The organism is Stenotrophomonas maltophilia, from assembly GCF_023518235.1.
Lineage (GTDB): Bacteria > Pseudomonadota > Gammaproteobacteria > Xanthomonadales > Xanthomonadaceae > Stenotrophomonas.
Genome location: NZ_CP090423.1, coordinates 3883792 through 3899324, shown reverse-complemented (window position 1 = coordinate 3899324; position 15533 = coordinate 3883792). Strand labels below are relative to the sequence as shown.

The following is a 15533-nucleotide window of genomic DNA, read 5'->3' as shown; positions in this document are numbered from 1 at the left end:
GATCGTTCCCTCACTGGATCGGCACTGTCACCTGGCAGGCATAGTAGCCCTCGCTCCAGCCAGCCGTCATCCGCGCGGCGCTGCCGAAGCGCCAGGCCAGCCGATGGCCGATGCTGTGCTGGGCGTGGCCAGCGCCACGCGCCAGGGCCAGCCCGGGCGCTTGCGGGTCGGGCGCCGGATTGCGCACGCGGATCTGCAGTTCATTGCCTTCGCAGGCCAGCTGCAGCTCGATGGTGCCGCCCTCAGGCAGGCGCGAGATGCCATGCAGCACGGCATTTTCGACCAGCGGCTGCAGCACCAGGCGCGGCAAAGGCTGATCCCACGGCAGTGGCTCATCACGCTGCCAGCGCACCTGCAGACGTTCGCCCAGGCGCAGCGATTCGATGGAGAGATAGCGCTCGGCCAGTTCGCATTCGTCGCGCAACGTGGAATCGCCCTCGCCCGCCCCCAGTGCCGCGCGGAACAGGTCGGACAGATCCAGCACTGCACGCTCGGCCACCGCCGGGTCGCGATGCAGCAGGCTGGCGATCAGGTTCATGCTGTTGAACAGGAAATGCGGCCGGATGCGCGCCTGCAGTGCATCGGCCTGCGCGCGTGCATTGGCCTGCACCTGCGCGGCCCAACGGTCACTCACATAGAAATAGCGCAGCGCCAGGGCGGTGATCAGCGCGGTGGTCGCCGCACTGCCCAGGGTGAAACGCCAGAAGCTGATGCCGCGCGCGAAGCTGTCACCCAGCACCGCGTACAGCGCATGCACGATGCCGGCGCAGACCACCGCGATCAGCGCCGCCAGCGCAATCGCCGTGACCGCGCCCAGCATCTGCGGCAGGCTCGACAGCGCCTGCCGCAGCAGGCACAGGCTGGCGGTCACCGCCAGCGCCAGCCACAGCGCAAAGCCACTGGCCGACAGCAGTTCGCCGAAGGTCCAGTGACGACTGCCATCGGGTGCCAGGGCCAGCACCACCACCACCAGCTCGGCCAGGCCGAGCATCGCCGCAACCCGCGGCAGGCGGCACAGCTCTGGCATCCAGGGGGGCGCGCTGGCCGGCGACATGGCTCAGGCAGCGCCCAGCCGGTCCTGCAGCCAGTCACCCAGCGCCTGGATTTCTTCGGCGCAGACCTGGTGGGCCATCGGGTAGCTGTGCCATTCCACCTCCAGCCCCAGCGTGCGCAGCGTCTGTGCGCTGTGCGCGGCCACCGGCTGCGGAATCACCGGATCGCTGCTGCCATGGGCCATGAATACCGGCACCTGCACCGCTCCATCCACCCGGGTGGCCGCATCGGCATCGGGAAGGTAGGTCGACAGTGCGATCAGCCCGGCCAACGGCGCGGTGCGCGACAGCGCGGCGGTAAGGATGATCGCGCCGCCCTGCGAGAAGCCGGCCAGGAAGATCTTTTCCGCGGCGATGCCGCGCGCGATCTCGCGCGCGATCAGCGCATCGAGCTGCGCCACCGATTCACGCACGCCGGCCATGTCGGCGCGCGAACGGAAATCCATGCCGACGATGTCATACCAGCCACGCATCGGCACGCCGTTGTTGATGGTGATCGGCCGCACCGGTGCATGTGGAAACACGAAGCGCAGCGCCGGCCAGTGCGGGCGCACCAGTTCCGGCACGATCGGCGCGAAATCGTGGCCGTCGGCGCCGAGCCCGTGCAGCCAGATCACCGACCATTGCGGCGAGGCGCCGGTTTCCTGTTCCACCGTTTGCAGCATGATGCGGCTCCTTCAAGTTCGAGCCGCATTATGCCGCTGGCGCGGGGCGATCAGTACAGGGGCGGCTGCTCGGCCGCTTCCCGGCGCAGCTGCGCGGCCCGCACCAGCACCGGCGGCGGAATGTTCTCTTCCGGGATGTCGAGCAGGCCCAGGCGATGCAGGAAGGCGCCCGGACCACGCGAAGAGGTCAGCGCCACCACCGGAATGGCCAGCACCATGCCGATCACCACCGGCGCCATCCAGGCGGCCAGCGACGGCGACACCGCCCAGGCCAGCACCCCCATGAAGGCGCCGAACACGCCCAGCCCGCCATAGCCGCGGATCAAGGCCATCCACGAAATGCCGCCATCGTCACGCTGCTGCGCGTCCCAGCCCGAATCGCGGCCGGACAGCACTTCGGCCACGCCGCGCGACTGCACGTACATCACCACCGGCGCCATCAATGCGGCCAGCACCGTTTCCACCAGCATCGACACGAAGGCACGGATCGCGCCACCACAGCCGCGACGGTCGACCGGATCGAGCAGCATCGCCAGGTAGCCCAGCACCTTGGGCAGCAGCAGTACCGCCATGGTGGCAGCAAACAGGCGCACCACCTGCTGCTCATCCTGGGCACGCCAGTACACGCTGGGCGACAGGTGCAGCAGGGCGTTGAAATCGATGCCCTCCTGGAACAGCGGGATGGCGATGCCGATCAGCATCAGCATCGCCCACATCGGCGCAGTGAAGTAATGACCGATGCCGATCAGCATGTGCGTGCGGCTGATCCAGTGCAGTCCGGCGCTGCCCACCACCTTGCCGTGCTGCAGGTTGCCCTGGCACCAGCGGCGGTCGCGCACCAGCAGGTCGGTCAGCGTCGGTGGGCCTTCTTCGTAGCTGCCACCGAGGTAGGGCACCATGTGCGCGGCCCAGCCGCCGCGACGCATCAGCGCCGCTTCGACGAAGTCATGGCTGAGCACGTGGCCACCGAACGGCTTGCGCCCCGGCAGTGCCGGCAGGCCGGCGTGGTCGGCGAAGGCACGGGTACGGATGATGGCGTTGTGGCCCCAGTAGTTGCTCTCGGCACCATGCCACCAGGCCACGCCGCGGGCGATCACCGGGCCGTACACGCGGCCGCCGAACTGCTGCATGCGCGCGAACAGGGTGCGCCCGCCGATCACCGACGGCAGGGTCTGGATCAGGCCGACATCGGCGTTGTGCTCCATGCCGGCCACCAGGCGCACGATGCTGTCGCCGGTCATCAGGCTGTCGGCGTCGAGGATCAGCATCTGCGGGTAGGCGCCGCCGAAGCGGCGCACCCAGTCGGCGATGTTGCCGGCCTTGCGCCCGCTGTTGTCGCCACGGCGGCGATAGAACAGCCGCGTCATGCCCTCCGGCACCCGCTCACGCAGTTCGGCGAACACCTGCTCCTCGGCGCGCGCGATGTCCTCGCGCCGGGTATCGCTGAGCACGAAGAAGTCGAAACGTTCGAGCTGGCCGGTGGCCGCCACCGATTCGTAGATTGCCTGCAGGCCGGCCAGCAGGCGCCGCGGATCTTCGTTGTAGGTCGGCATCAGCAGCGCGGTGCGGCTGTGTACGGTCGGCAGCGGTTTGTCCGGATCGATGCCCAGGCGGTAGCCGCGGTCGAACACTGCGGTCAGGAAGCCGGCCAGGGCGCTGGCGAAGGACAGCGCGATCCAGGCGAACAGGCCGACGAACAACACCAGCAGGCAGGCTTCGAGCACGCTGATGCCGTTGGCCGACAGCACCCGCCACATCATCCGCGTGGCCAGGGCCGTCATGGCCAGGGTGCCGCCGAAAATGTAGAACCGGCGCAGGCCGATCAGGCGCGGCGACGTACGATGCCGACGGACCTTCAGCGCGCCCTGGCGCAGGGTCTGCTCGGGCATCGGCAACGGAGATTCGGCCGGCAGCAGTGCCCAGCCGGCATCAAGCCCGGGCGTATCGGCTTCAGCGTGGATGGTCTGCACCCCCATTGCCGCCTACTCCGCGCAGTCGGCACGGCCGGCCATCCCGGCCGGGCTGCATGCACCAAGGTTCCCGGCGCGCTTTCCCGGCGCCCGCACTTGTCCTGGCTGCGTCGGCACAAGGCCACACAGTCGATGTCTGTCACTACCGGAACCCACACGATCTCCAACGGGGCGGAATCGAAAATGCGGCCCAGTCTAGGGCGCCGGATGTAAGCCGGGTGCGAAGGTCTACGCCGGGATTTCTCCCCATTCAGCCAATAGCAGGCGAGCGGGCGCGGTGCGCGCTGGATGTCACGATGTCGCCCCGGGTACTGGATCGTATCAAACGCGAACAGTTATCATTTCATTAACCAGGCAGGTCGCCGTCTTCCTCACGGCCCAGACCCACCCAGCTGCGCCGGTCCGAACCGCGCACCCCAGATGACCCATGGAAGGGGCTGGCTGCCGATTGCCTGCGCCTGCTGCTTCCACCGGGTCCCCCACCTCCCATGGAAGCCGTCATGTCCCTGCCGTCCCACCCCCGCTCCGCGCGCCTGCCGCGCACCCGCCTGGCCCACGCCCTGGCCACCGCCTGCCTGCTGACCCTGCCCGGCCTGGCCGCCGCCGAGGCCAGCGCCGATGCCTCCACCAAGGATCTGGACACCGTGGTGGTCACCGCCTCGGGTAACCAGCAATGGATCAAGGATGCGCCGGCCAGCATCAGCGTGATCAGCCGCGAGGACATCGAGCGCCAGCCAGTGCACGACCTGGCCACCCTGCTCAGCCGCGTGCCGGGCGTGACCGGTGGCCTCAGTGCGGTCGGCGAGCAGTCCAAGATCAAGCTGCGCGGCATGCCGTCCAATTACACGCTGGTGCTGGTGGACGGCAAGCGCATGGGCAGCTCGGCCTCGACCAACTACCGCCCCGACCTCGGCCGCCAGGATCTGAACTGGATCTCGCCCGACCAGATCGAGCGCATCGAAGTGGTGCGCGGACCGATGTCCTCACTGTACGGCTCCGACGCCATGGGCGGGGTGATCAACATCATCACCAAGCGCATCGGCGATGAGTGGCGTGGCAGTGCCACCCACAGCTATACCCGCCCCGTCGATGACACGCGCGGCGACACCCAGCAGATCGGTGCGACCTTCTCCGGCCCGCTCGGCGAACGCTTCGGCCTGCGTATCGGTGCCAACAGCATGCGCCGCGACTCGGACCGCTCCAACGGTGGTGTCTACGGCAACGCCTACGCCGGCGAGAAGGACCGCAACGTCGACGCGCTGCTGCAGTGGAAGCTCAGCGATGCGCAGGAACTGACGCTGGAAGCGGGCCACGGCGTGCAGCAGGCCTTCATCGACACCGCACTGGAGCAGCAGGACGAAGGCGCCTGGGGGGCCAGTGAACTCAAGCGCAGCTCGCTGGCACTCAACCACGATGGCACGTGGAGCTTCGGCAACTCGAAGATCAGTGCGTACTGGACCGAGTACAAGAACGACATCGGTGCCACAGGCCGCTCCGAAGCCACCGATACGATCATCGAGGGCAGCCTGACCACGCCGTTCACGCTGGGCGTGGAGCACCAGTTCGCCGTCGGTGGCCAGTGGAAGCGCCAGGAACTGACCAACACCGATACCATCGGCCGCGCGCCGATCGACTACGCCGGCAACCCGGTCAATGGCTCCAGCCTGGAAGTGGATACCTGGGCCCTGTTCGTCGAGGACGAACTGAAGCTGCACCGCACCGTGGCACTGACTTTGGGCGCACGCCTGGACCATCACGAGAAATTCGGCGGCCACGTCAGTCCGCGTGCCTACCTGGTCTGGCACCCGGCCGAGCAGTGGACGATCCGCGGCGGCGTCTCCAAGGGCTTCCGCGCGCCGAGCCTGACCGAGAACTCGCCCAATGCCGCCACCCAGTCCGGCGGTCGTGGCTGTACCTCGCTGATCCCGCTGGGCTACACCCGCGGCGGCTGCTACATGGCCGGCAACCCGGATCTGGATCCGGAGACCAGCACCAACCGCGAGATCGGCATCAGCTTCGACAATGAACGTGTCGATGCCGGCCTGACCTACTTCCATACCGATTTCAGGAACAAGATCGAGTACGCGCCGCTGGGCCGGTTCAACGGCATCTGGTGGACGCGCATGAGCAACGTCCAGCGCGCGCGTACCAGCGGCATGGAAGGCAACCTCAACGTGCGCTTCGGCGAGCACTGGCGCTGGCGCACCTCGGCGACCTGGATGAAGGAAGCCAAGAACCTGACCACCGGCCGCAACCTGATCGACACCCCGGAATTCTCGGGATACTCGTCGCTGGACTGGACGCCCAACACGGTGTTTTCCAGCAGCCTGTCGGCACAGTACACCGGCAAGCAGACCGGCGTGGCCACCACCTTCCTCAAGGCCTACACCCTGTATGACCTGACCGCGGCATGGAACGTCAACGAGGTACTGACCCTGCGCGGTGGCGTCAGCAACCTGGCCGACAAGAAACTGTATGCCGAAGGCTCCACCGACTACTTCGTGGCCGGGCGCAGCTACTTCATGAGCATGACAGCGCGGTTCTGACCGGCGGCGCGCGCCGCGATCGCGCTGGCAGCACGCCAGCGCGATCGGCGGTGTTGCGGATTACTCGCTTTCCAGCGCGGCCGCGGCCGCGTTCTGCGTAGCGGCCGTGCGTGCACGGTCAATCGCTACCGCCAGTTGCTGGCGTGCGAGCAGTTGTTGTGCCTGCACCACTTCAGGTGTCGGCAGGAGCACCGGTCCCGGTGCGTTTTCCGGTGTAGCAGGTGTGGTCATGCAACCTCCATGGACATCCCGCCGCCACCCGGGTTCAGCTGGGGTGGCAGCGGAACTGCGCACCCTATCCTAAAAACAAGGCGGATGGGTGACGGTGCGGCGCCCCGCCACACCACAACGAACAAGGCGGGCGTCACATTTTTGACGCCGAAGCTTGGATCCTGAATAGGACTTGCCCTATCATGAAAACGTTTTCCAACAGGGATGTTTCCCATGAATACCACTAACCTGTCCCAGTTCAGCCCGAAGTGGCAGTTCCGCTTCAACTTCTTCCGCCAGCACGGCGCCCCCAAGAATCCCGGCTTCAAGCAGGCCTGGAAGGCGCTGTCCTTCGGTGACCGCCTGAAGATCAACCTGAACTTCTTTGCGTTGTTCTTCGGCGCCATCTACCTGTTGATCCTGGGCATGTGGCGCAAGGCACTGGTGTTGATCGGCATCAACATCGTGCTCGCCATCATCACCATGTTCCTTCCGGACGTCGTGGGGCGCATGCTGTTCATCGCCATGAACCTGCTCGTCGCCTCCAGCACCAACTACAGCTACTACCTGGAGAAGGTGGAAGGACGCGCCAGCTGGAACCCGTTTGAAGGCATGTTCTGAGCCCTCAGAACTGCGCAGGGATGCGCGGCAAGGATGCAATCGACGCCCGGCCCCCGCCGGGCGTCTTCGTTTGCGGGATCAGGCCGCGCGGCGAGCCGTGACCACCGTTTCGGCCTGCAGGCGGAAGCGCGACACCGCCACCGCCAGCTGCTCGGCCTGTTCTTCCATCGCGCGTGCCGCGGCGCTGGCTTCCTCCACCAGCGCGGCGTTCTGCTGGGTGGTCTCGTCCATCTGCACCACGGTCTGGTTGACCTGCTCGATGCCCGCCGACTGCTCGCGCGAGGCCGCCGAGATCTCGGCCATGATCTCGTTGACCCGGCCGACCTGGCCGACGATCTCCTGCATGGTGCGCCCTGCACCGTGCACCAGCTGCGCGCCCGCGCCCACCTGGGCCACCGAGGCATCAATCAGTTCCTTGATCTCCTTGGCGGCGCCGGCCGAGCGCTGCGCCAGCGCGCGCACTTCACTGGCCACCACCGCAAAGCCGCGCCCCTGTTCACCGGCACGTGCTGCTTCGACGGCAGCATTGAGCGCCAGAATGTTGGTCTGGAACGCAATGCCATCGATCACCGAGATGATCTCGGCAATACGCTGCGACGAGGCTTCGATCTGCTCCATGGTCTGCACCACCTGGCTGACCACCTGCCCGCCTTCGCTGGCAACACCGGCTGCCGAGCCGGCCAGGGTATTGGCCTGCAGTGCGTGGTCGGCGTTCTGGCGCACCGTGGAGGTCAGTTCCTCCATCGAGGCCGCCGTCTCTTCCAGGTTGGCCGCCTGCTGCTCGGTGCGGCGTGACAGGTCGCTGTTGCCGGCGGCGATCTCGCCCGCGGCCAGGCGGATGCTGGCGGCCGACTGCTGGATCTGCCCGACGATGCCGGTCAGCTGCTGCACGGTGCTGTTGGCATCATCGCGCATCACCGCGAACACGCCATGGAAGTCGCCGTGCATGCGCGCGCTGAGGTCGCCGGCGGCAATGGCCCGCAGCAGCGTCGACAGTTCGGCCAGGTTGTGGTCGCTGACCTGCATCATGGTGTTGAGGGTGTCCACCATGCGGCGGAAATCATGATCGAAGCGCGACACATCGCCACGCACCGCGAAATCGCCGGCAGCAGCGGCCGCCGCCAGCTGCTGGATCTGCTCGTTGATCGCGGCCAGGTTGTGCTTGGTGGTGGCCATCGCAGCGGTGAACACCGCCTTCTCGCCCGGCAGCGCTTCCATGTCCACACTCAGGTCGCCCACCGCATAGCGCTGCATCACCTCCACCAGGCGCTGGGTGACGGCATTGCTGGCGGCCACCAGCTGGTTGCTGTCGGCGACCATGCGGCCGTACTCGCCCGGGAACGCGGTCGCGTCCATGCGATAGCTCAGTTCACCGGCCTCGTGGCGCCGCGCCATTTCCGCCTGTGCGGCCATCACCGCCTGCAACTGGCCGCGCATGCCCTGCATCGCGTCCAGCAGGCGGCCGACTTCATCGTTGCTGCGCGCCGGCAGCGTGCTGTCCAGCTTGCCGGCGGCCACATCACCGGCCACGCGCACGGCCTCGGCCAACGGGCGGATCGCCAGCCGGCGCAGCAGCACATACACGCCGACGCTGAGGGTCAGCGCCGCCACCACGCCCACCAGCAGGGTCAGCCACAGCAGCTGGCGCGCCTCGGCCACGATCACCGCATGCGGCATCACCACGCCCAACGCAAAGCGCTGCGGCGCATCGCCCACGCGCAGCGGCACGTACACGCGCACGTTGCCCTCGGCATCCGGGGTGAACGCCTCGAAGCGGCGGTCGGCCGCGATATCGGCCAGCATGCCGCGGGTCAATGCATCAGTACGCGGCTTGCCGATCTCGGCGGCATTGGCCGAGGCCAGCACCACGCCCTTGGGTGACAGCAGTTCGACATGGCCGGCGCCCATTGGCTTCAGCGTGGCCAGGTGCTTCTGCAAGGCCGCCAGCGAGAAGTCGACGGTGAACACGCCCAGGAAGGTGCCGTTCTCCACGATCGGCGAGCTCAGCGTGCTCATCAGCACCTGCTGGCCGGCGATGTCGTAGGCGTAGGGTTCGCTGACCTTGGGCAGCTTGTCGCGGCTGGGCACCACGTACCAGTCGGCCGAACCGTCAGCGGCCTCGGTGTAGTCGGTCATGGTCGACTGCTGCGGCTTGCCCTCGTGCCAGGCCCAGTAGCTCATGTAGCGGCCGGTGGCGTCGTGCATCTCGGTGTTGGCGAACTCGGCATCCTTGCCATCGAACGCTTCGGCTTCCCACATGGTGCTCTTGCCCAGCCATTCCGGATGGGTGCGCAGCTGCTCGCCGAGGACCGCGGCCAGGCTGGCGCGGTCCGGAACGTCGCCGCGTGCGCGCTGGGCCAGCACGGCTTCGACCATCGCATCGTTGCTGGCAAAAGCGGTGCCCAGGTCGGCGGCGACCTGGCGGGCCTCCGCATTGGCCTCGCTGGTCATGGTCTGGCGCGAGGCATCGATCAGGCTGGCACTGGCCTGGCGGTAGATCAGGAAGGCCGTCAGGCCGAAGCACAACAGCGCGATCAGGGCAGTGCCCAGCATCAGCTTGTGGGCGATGCTGCCCGGGCGGCGGGCAGTGGCGGAGCGGGAAGAAGGCATGGATGGGTCCGCAAGGCAGTTCAGGACGACCGGCACCGCGAGGCGCCGCGCAGGCGCGCGATCCGTCGCGCGGGCCCCCAGCGGCCGGGTCTGGCCAGGCACTGGAAGCGCACCGGGTTAGCGGCCGCCTACCCACGAGGTTGAGTCGCCCCGCCTACACATTGCTGAATCCGCTCAGGGACGGGTCATGAAGCGCCGCCCGCACAGCCACCTGCACCTACTCGGCCACGCGGTCCTTGATCCATTGCGCGCGCGGCAGGACCTCGATGCTGCCGGCCGCATACTGCTGCAGCACGTCATCCGGGCCGAAACGCGGCTGCCAGCCGAGCTCGCTGCGCAGCCGCGCACTGTCATAGACGCGATCGATGCTGAGCGGCAATGGCCAACCACGGTGCTCGAATTCGGCGAGCAACTTCGGGGCGCGGCGGGCCAGCACACTGCGCGGGCGCGCGGCCAGGTCCAGGCAATCCTCGCGCCGGAACGGAGTGGGCGCACAGGCGACGTAACGCGCGAACCCCTCGCCCGCATCCAGCAGCAGCGTGGCATGCGCGCTGGCCACATCACGCGCGTCCAGGCCACGATGCAGGCGGAACATCGCCATGCGTTCGGGAGGCTCGGGGAAGCAGCGGCCCATGCGCAGTACGCGCACGCTGAACCCGGGCGCCACCGCAGCCTCGGCCAGGGCCTCGGCCTGCAGCTTGGTACGGTGGTAGATCGTGCGCGGCAACGGCTCGGTGTCTTCGTCGATCCAACGGCAGCCGCCGGCGACCACCGCATGGCCGTACAGCGCCGTGGTACTGGTCAGCACGAAGCGCCGCGCGCCCGCCTCGCGTGCCGCCTGCAGCAGGTGGGCCGTGGCGTCCACATTGATCTGCTGGAACACCGCATCGGGCACCAGGCCCACGTGCGGTGCGTGCAGGGCGGCGGTGTGGATCACCGCGTCGACACCCTGCACCGCGCGGGCCACAGCCTGACGGTCGGTGACATCGGCAATGATGCGGGTGGTGGCGAATGGGCTGCGATCCAGCCCCACCACTTCATGGGTCGCCGCCAGCGCACCGAAGATCGCGCGTCCGATCCGCCCGGAACTGCCGGTCAACAGAATCTTCATTGAGTCCATTCACTCGAGGCTCCCGGGAACTACCGGGATGCTGCGATTCTAGGCAAGCCATCGGTCATCTGCGATAGCACCGGCGCCAACGCTGTGTTTGCCACCGTAGCGGCGCGTGAACGCGACTGCGACGTGGCGTGAAGGCTGCGCCGCCCGCGCGGACATGGCCTTAGCCGGGCATCGGCAAGGATGCTGCTTTCCTCCCTGCTCTGGAGAGTTCCCATGGCCGACCCGCATCGCGGCACTTCCCAACGCGGCTTCGCTTCGATGGACCAGGACAAGCAGCGCGCGATCGCCGCCAAGGGCGGCCGTGCGGCGCATGCCTCCGGCAACGCGCACGAATTCAGCCCGGCCGAAGCGCGCCTTGCCGGCCGCAAGGGCGGCCAGGCCATCAGCCGCGACCGCCAGCACATGGCCGCCATCGGCCGCGAAGGAGGTCACGCCCGCCACGCAGGCATGCGGCAGCAACAGCAACAACCGGCCGATGAGCCGCTGGCCGAACGCTCGCCGCGGCAGCAGGGCTGAGCAGGCTACGGACGGGCCGCCTGCCTCGCTCAGCGGTGAGCCAGGATATTGAGCAGGCGCCCGAACGGATCGCGGACGAAGAAGCGACGCACGCCCCACGGCTCGTCGGCCGGCCCGTATTCCAGTGCGATGCCAGCCGCGTGCACGCGGTCAAGCACCTGCTGCAGATCGTCCACCTCGATCGACAGGTCCGGCACCGGTGCACCGCCGCCGCCTTCGCTGGCGAAACTGATCTGGGCCAGCGCGTTGCCCTGGCCGCCGTGGGTGACGATCCATCCATGGTCCATCACTACCGGCATGCCCAGCAGACCGGTATAGAAGGCCGCCGCACGTGACGGGTCCGGGGTGGCGATGTTGGCGACGACACGTTTGACAGCCATGTGACTCCTTCGACGGAAACAGAAGAGCCCCGTCGCTGACGGGGCCCCACATCTTGCCGCTTCAACCGGCGCGACTCACACGCCCATGCACAGATCGATCACACAGGTGTTGTACGCCTGCTCGCACTCGGTGGCATCTCCGCCGGTGGACAGGCACGCCTGATAGGCCCGCCAGCACGGCCGGTCGCAGGGTTCCACCGGCCCGGCCACGGCCACCGAACCGGTACAGGCCAACGCGAACACCGCCGCCGCGATCACTTTCCTGAAAGTACGCATCGATATCACTCCTTGATAGGCCTGGTGAGCCCAGGCCGGCCCACGGTAAAGCGGCCGCCGGGAGACCACGTGAACGCCTCTGTCACGCAAAATTAACGCGTTCATAAAATTTCCTTCACACTACTGGGGGGTGTTGTCGCGCCTTGGCGTTAACGGCGTTGTTGACCGTCAACCAAGGAAGTTGTCCGATGAATCACCCGCTGTACGGCCGTTCGTCCCGCTCCCTGTCGCACCGCCCGCTGGCGCTTGCCGTTGCCAGTTCGCTGCTGCTGGCTACCGCGCTGCCCGCCCTGGCCAGCGAATCACTTGATGCCTGGCAGCAGCAGCGCCAGCTGCAGGCTGCGTGGGCGCAGCCTGCCACCGGCACGGCACCCGCAGCGACGGCCGCTGCCCCTGCGGCGACTCCCCCCGCCATTCTCGGCAACCCGGGTGACCCGGCAAGCTGGCGCAGCGACGAATTCAATGCCGATTGGGGCCTGGCTGCGATGGGGGCCGACCATGCCTACGCACGCGGCCTGACTGGCAAGGGCGTGCGCCTGGCGCTGTTCGACTCCGGTTCGGCACTGGCCCATCCCGAATTCTCCGGCCGCAACACTTCCAGCATCACCATCGGCGCGGACTGCGCGACACCGGGCGTAGTCGCAGGTGCCGGTGCTTGCGGGCAGACCCGTGGCGAACAGCCCGGCTACAACTACTACGGTCTCGGCGCCGGCGTTCCGGCAGCACTCGCCGCACGCCTGATCGCCGCCGGCCAGCCGTACGGCTTCAGCTATGCCGACCACGGCACGCATGTGCTGGGCACCATCGGTGCCAACCGCGATGGCACGGGTATGCACGGCGTGGCATTTGGTTCAGACCTCACCGCCGCCCGGGTGTTTGGCGACACCTACTACGAGTGGCGCCTGGATCCGGACAACTACTACCGTCCGCGTGCTGTCTATCGAACTGATCCGGACGACGCCGCGACACTGGACATGTATGCGCAGATCCAGGCGCAGGGCGTGCGCGCCATCAATCACAGCTGGGGCATCTCCACGCGCAACATGACCGCCGCCGCGCTGGACCAGCAGTACGCCAACATCGGTGCCGACTACGGCGTGTACGGCAGCATCTACGCCAGCAATGGCGATACCCCCGGCTCCACGCTCATCCAAGTGTGGTCAGCTGGCAACGGCAGTGGCGCCGTCGCCGGAATCACGGCCGCCATGCCGCGCTGGAAGCCCGAACTGGAACCGTACTGGCTGGCAGTGGCCAACGTCCGCCGGCCCAATGCTGCTGCGGGCGAAACCGACTACGTGATCGATGGCAGTTCCAGCATCTGCGGCGTTGCCGCCAACTGGTGCATCTCGGCTCCCGGTACCGACATCCTGAGCACCATCGTGTCCGGTGATATCCAGGGCCGCGTCGAGAACACTTCGGCCTACGTCCGCCTGATCATCGACAGCGAGAACACCCAGTACGTCTATGGCACCAAGACGGGCACGTCGATGGCGGCGCCACACATCACCGGCGCGCTCGGCCTGCTGATGGAGCGCTTCCCGTATCTGGACAACGCCCAGGTGCGCGACGTGCTGCTGACCACCGCGCGCGACCTGGGTGCAGCAGGCATCGATCCAATCTACGGCTGGGGCATGGTCGATCTGAAGAAGGCCATCGAAGGCTACGGTTCGCTGCGCGTGGACACCAACGTGGTGATGAACCAGAAAGCCGGTGGCCTGAAGGTCTGGGAAGGCGACGCCTGGGACAACTGGACCAATGACATCGGCGGCCCCGGCAAGCTGACCAAGTCCGGCATCGGCTGGCTGCGCCTGAGCGGCAACAACAGCTTCAACGGCGCTGTGCTGCGCGACGGCACGCTGGAATTGAATGGCACCAACACGCTGACCTCAGCGGTCGAGGTGCAGGGCGGCCAGTTCCTGCTCAACGGCAGCCTGGTCTCCACCGCACTGAACACCAGCGGCGGCGTCAGTACGGTCAGCAGCAGCGGCCTGCTGAAGAACAGCAGCCTGACCGTCAACGGCGGCGTGGTGTCGTTCAACGGCACCCAGACCGGCGGCACCACCACGGTCGGCGCCAACGGCCTGCTGAAGGGCATCGGTACGCTGGGCACCACCCGCGTGGACGGCATCATCGCACCGGGCAACTCGATCGGCACACTCACCATCAACGGCAACTACGTGCAGGGCGCCACCGGCGTGTATGCCGCGGAACTGGCTCCGGGTGGCCGCAGCGACCAGCTGCACGTCACCGGCACCGCCACGCTCGGCGGTACTCTGGTCGCACTACCGGAACCGGGCGTGTACTACCTCGGCGAACAGTTCAACTTCCTGCGCGCCGACGGCGGCGTCAGCGGCCAGTTCGCCAAGACCGACTTCAGCGCGTTCTCGCCGTTCCTGCAGTTCAGCCTGGCCTACGGCGCCAATGGTGCGCGTATCGACGTTGCCCGCGGTGCTTCCCTGACTACCGCTGCCACCACCCCCAACCAGCGCGCAGTGGCGGGTGCCGCTGACCTGCTGCCGATCAACCAGGGCCTGCCCAAGCCGCTCACCCAGCTGTTCCCGCAGCAGGTCGGCGGCGTGCTTGACGGCCTCAGTGGCGAGCTGCATCCGGCCACCGCTCTGGCCCTGGTCGAGGGCAGCCGCTATGTGCGCGATGCCGCGCTGTCGCGCCGTGCCGGTGCCGCCGCGCCCGGTGCCGAGACCGGCGATGCGACCGGTGCCTGGGTCCAGGCGATCGGTGGCAACGGCAAGCTGGACGGTGATTTCAACACCGCCCGTACCGAAGCCAACAGCAACGGCCTGCTGGTCGGCATCGACCGCGAGGTCTCCGGCTGGCAGCTGGGTGTGCTGGCCGGTACCGGCCGCACCGACGTGAAGCAGCAGGACCGTCGCGCCAAGTCGAAGATCGACAACACGCATTTCGGTGCCTACGCCAGCCACAGCTGGGGTGGCTTCGGCCTGCGCGGCGGTGTGGCATGGAGCCAGCACGAAGTGAAGAGCACGCGTGAAGTCGGCTTTGCTGGCTTCAGCGACAGCCTGAGCGCACGCTACGACGCCCGCACCCGCCAGGCCTTCATCGAGGCCGGGTACCGCTTCGGCGGGCCGGAAGCCGGGCTGGAGCCGTACCTGCAGGTGGCGCGCGTTGAAGTGGACCTCAAGCGCATCAACGAACGCGGCGGTGCGGCGGCACTGCGTGGCGAGGTGGATGACACCGGCACCACCATCGCCACCGCCGGCGTGCGCTTCGACAAGGGCCTGAAGGCGTCGTTCCAGCAGGAAAGCTGGCTACACCTGCGCGGCGGCGTCGGCTATCGCCGTGCCTCGGGTGACCGCAGCCAGGTGGCCAACCTGGCCTTCGCTGACGGCGCGACCACGTTTGCGGTGAACGGTGCACCGATTGCCGACAGCGCGGTGGTGGCCGAGATCGGCCTGGCGGCCTGGTTGAGCCCGCGCCAGCAGCTGGAACTGGGCTACAGCGGCCAGTTCGGCAGTGAAAGCCGCGACCATGGTGCCAATGCACGCTGGTCGATCCGCTTCTGACACGACCTGCCCTTGACGGGTTGGGGCG

12 protein-coding genes are annotated in these 15533 nt (G+C 67.6%); 4 read left to right on the top strand and 8 right to left on the bottom strand.

The window, feature by feature from the left end:
* Positions 1-10: 10 nt before the first annotated feature.
* From LZ605_RS18190 to mdoH, 3 genes are read right to left on the bottom strand one after another with little or no spacing between them, the layout of a single operon-like run.
* The gene (locus LZ605_RS18190; RefSeq protein WP_249842771.1) at positions 11-1054 is read right to left on the bottom strand and encodes a sensor histidine kinase; all 1044 of its coding nucleotides are present in this window, start codon (positions 1052-1054) and stop codon (positions 11-13) included.
* Positions 1055-1057: 3 nt separating this feature from the next.
* Complete coding sequence (locus LZ605_RS18185; protein ID WP_249842770.1) at positions 1058-1717, bottom strand: alpha/beta hydrolase; 660 nt, start codon at positions 1715-1717, stop codon at positions 1058-1060.
* Between the two features lie 50 nt (positions 1718-1767).
* Positions 1768-3693: a glucans biosynthesis glucosyltransferase MdoH gene (mdoH, locus tag LZ605_RS18180; RefSeq protein WP_249842769.1), complete on the bottom strand. Its 1926-nt coding sequence runs from the start codon at positions 3691-3693 to the stop codon at positions 1768-1770.
* A gap of 494 nt (positions 3694-4187) precedes the next feature.
* Between mdoH and LZ605_RS18175 the strand changes: the two genes are divergently transcribed.
* The gene (locus LZ605_RS18175; RefSeq protein WP_249842768.1) at positions 4188-6233 is read left to right on the top strand and encodes a TonB-dependent receptor domain-containing protein; all 2046 of its coding nucleotides are present in this window, start codon (positions 4188-4190) and stop codon (positions 6231-6233) included.
* 60 nt (positions 6234-6293) lie between these two features.
* On the opposite strand, the gene LZ605_RS18170 is transcribed toward LZ605_RS18175, so the two are convergent.
* Positions 6294-6464: a hypothetical protein gene (locus tag LZ605_RS18170; RefSeq protein ID WP_249842767.1), complete on the bottom strand. Its 171-nt coding sequence runs from the start codon at positions 6462-6464 to the stop codon at positions 6294-6296.
* A 213-nt stretch (positions 6465-6677) separates the two neighbouring features.
* Here LZ605_RS18170 and LZ605_RS18165 point away from each other — a divergent pair, with 213 nt between their 5' ends.
* Complete coding sequence (locus LZ605_RS18165) at positions 6678-7064, top strand: DUF2628 domain-containing protein (RefSeq protein WP_249842766.1); 387 nt, start codon at positions 6678-6680, stop codon at positions 7062-7064.
* A 78-nt stretch (positions 7065-7142) separates the two neighbouring features.
* Here the strand turns inward: LZ605_RS18165 and LZ605_RS23115 are convergent, their stop codons facing one another.
* Both LZ605_RS23115 and LZ605_RS18150 read right to left on the bottom strand, forming a co-directional pair.
* A complete protein-coding gene (locus LZ605_RS23115; protein WP_279919523.1) occupies positions 7143-9674 on the bottom strand; it encodes a methyl-accepting chemotaxis protein in 2532 nt (843 codons plus the stop codon).
* A gap of 217 nt (positions 9675-9891) precedes the next feature.
* Positions 9892-10785, bottom strand: coding sequence for an NAD-dependent epimerase/dehydratase family protein (locus LZ605_RS18150; RefSeq protein WP_249842765.1), 894 nt, complete (start codon positions 10783-10785; stop codon positions 9892-9894).
* 222 nt (positions 10786-11007) lie between these two features.
* On the opposite strand from LZ605_RS18150, the gene LZ605_RS18145 reads away from it, so the two are divergent.
* A complete protein-coding gene (locus tag LZ605_RS18145) occupies positions 11008-11310 on the top strand; it encodes a KGG domain-containing protein (protein WP_249842764.1) in 303 nt (100 codons plus the stop codon).
* A 29-nt stretch (positions 11311-11339) separates the two neighbouring features.
* Here LZ605_RS18145 and LZ605_RS18140 read toward each other — a convergent pair whose 3' ends face one another.
* Positions 11340-11690, bottom strand: a complete 351-nt coding sequence (locus LZ605_RS18140) for a VOC family protein (RefSeq protein WP_249842763.1) — start codon at positions 11688-11690, stop codon at positions 11340-11342.
* 75 nt (positions 11691-11765) lie between these two features.
* Positions 11766-11966 carry a hypothetical protein gene (locus LZ605_RS18135; RefSeq protein WP_249842762.1) on the bottom strand — a complete coding sequence of 67 codons (201 nt, stop codon included), beginning with the start codon at positions 11964-11966 and terminating at the stop codon, positions 11766-11768.
* A gap of 188 nt (positions 11967-12154) precedes the next feature.
* On the opposite strand from LZ605_RS18135, the gene LZ605_RS18130 reads away from it, so the two are divergent.
* Entirely contained in the window at positions 12155-15505 is a 3351-nt protein-coding gene (locus LZ605_RS18130) for an autotransporter domain-containing protein (protein WP_249842761.1), read from the top strand.
* Positions 15506-15533 lie beyond the last annotated feature (28 nt).

Excerpts from the sequence above, each read along its gene's own strand:
- LZ605_RS18190 (WP_249842771.1), bottom strand. The coding sequence starts at position 1,054 with ATGTCGCCGGCCAGCGCGCCCCCCTGGATGCCAGAGCTGTGCCGCCTG.
- LZ605_RS18185 (WP_249842770.1), bottom strand. The coding sequence starts at position 1,717 with ATGCTGCAAACGGTGGAACAGGAAACCGGCGCCTCGCCGCAATGGTCG.
- mdoH (WP_249842769.1), bottom strand. The coding sequence starts at position 3,693 with ATGGGGGTGCAGACCATCCACGCTGAAGCCGATACGCCCGGGCTTGAT.
- LZ605_RS18175 (WP_249842768.1), top strand. The coding sequence starts at position 4,188 with ATGTCCCTGCCGTCCCACCCCCGCTCCGCGCGCCTGCCGCGCACCCGC.
- LZ605_RS18170 (WP_249842767.1), bottom strand. The coding sequence starts at position 6,464 with ATGACCACACCTGCTACACCGGAAAACGCACCGGGACCGGTGCTCCTG.
- LZ605_RS18165 (WP_249842766.1), top strand. The coding sequence starts at position 6,678 with ATGAATACCACTAACCTGTCCCAGTTCAGCCCGAAGTGGCAGTTCCGC.
- LZ605_RS23115 (WP_279919523.1), bottom strand. The coding sequence starts at position 9,674 with ATGCCTTCTTCCCGCTCCGCCACTGCCCGCCGCCCGGGCAGCATCGCC.
- LZ605_RS18150 (WP_249842765.1), bottom strand. The coding sequence starts at position 10,785 with ATGAAGATTCTGTTGACCGGCAGTTCCGGGCGGATCGGACGCGCGATC.
- LZ605_RS18145 (WP_249842764.1), top strand. The coding sequence starts at position 11,008 with ATGGCCGACCCGCATCGCGGCACTTCCCAACGCGGCTTCGCTTCGATG.
- LZ605_RS18140 (WP_249842763.1), bottom strand. The coding sequence starts at position 11,690 with ATGGCTGTCAAACGTGTCGTCGCCAACATCGCCACCCCGGACCCGTCA.
- LZ605_RS18135 (WP_249842762.1), bottom strand. The coding sequence starts at position 11,966 with ATGCGTACTTTCAGGAAAGTGATCGCGGCGGCGGTGTTCGCGTTGGCC.
- LZ605_RS18130 (WP_249842761.1), top strand. The coding sequence starts at position 12,155 with ATGAATCACCCGCTGTACGGCCGTTCGTCCCGCTCCCTGTCGCACCGC.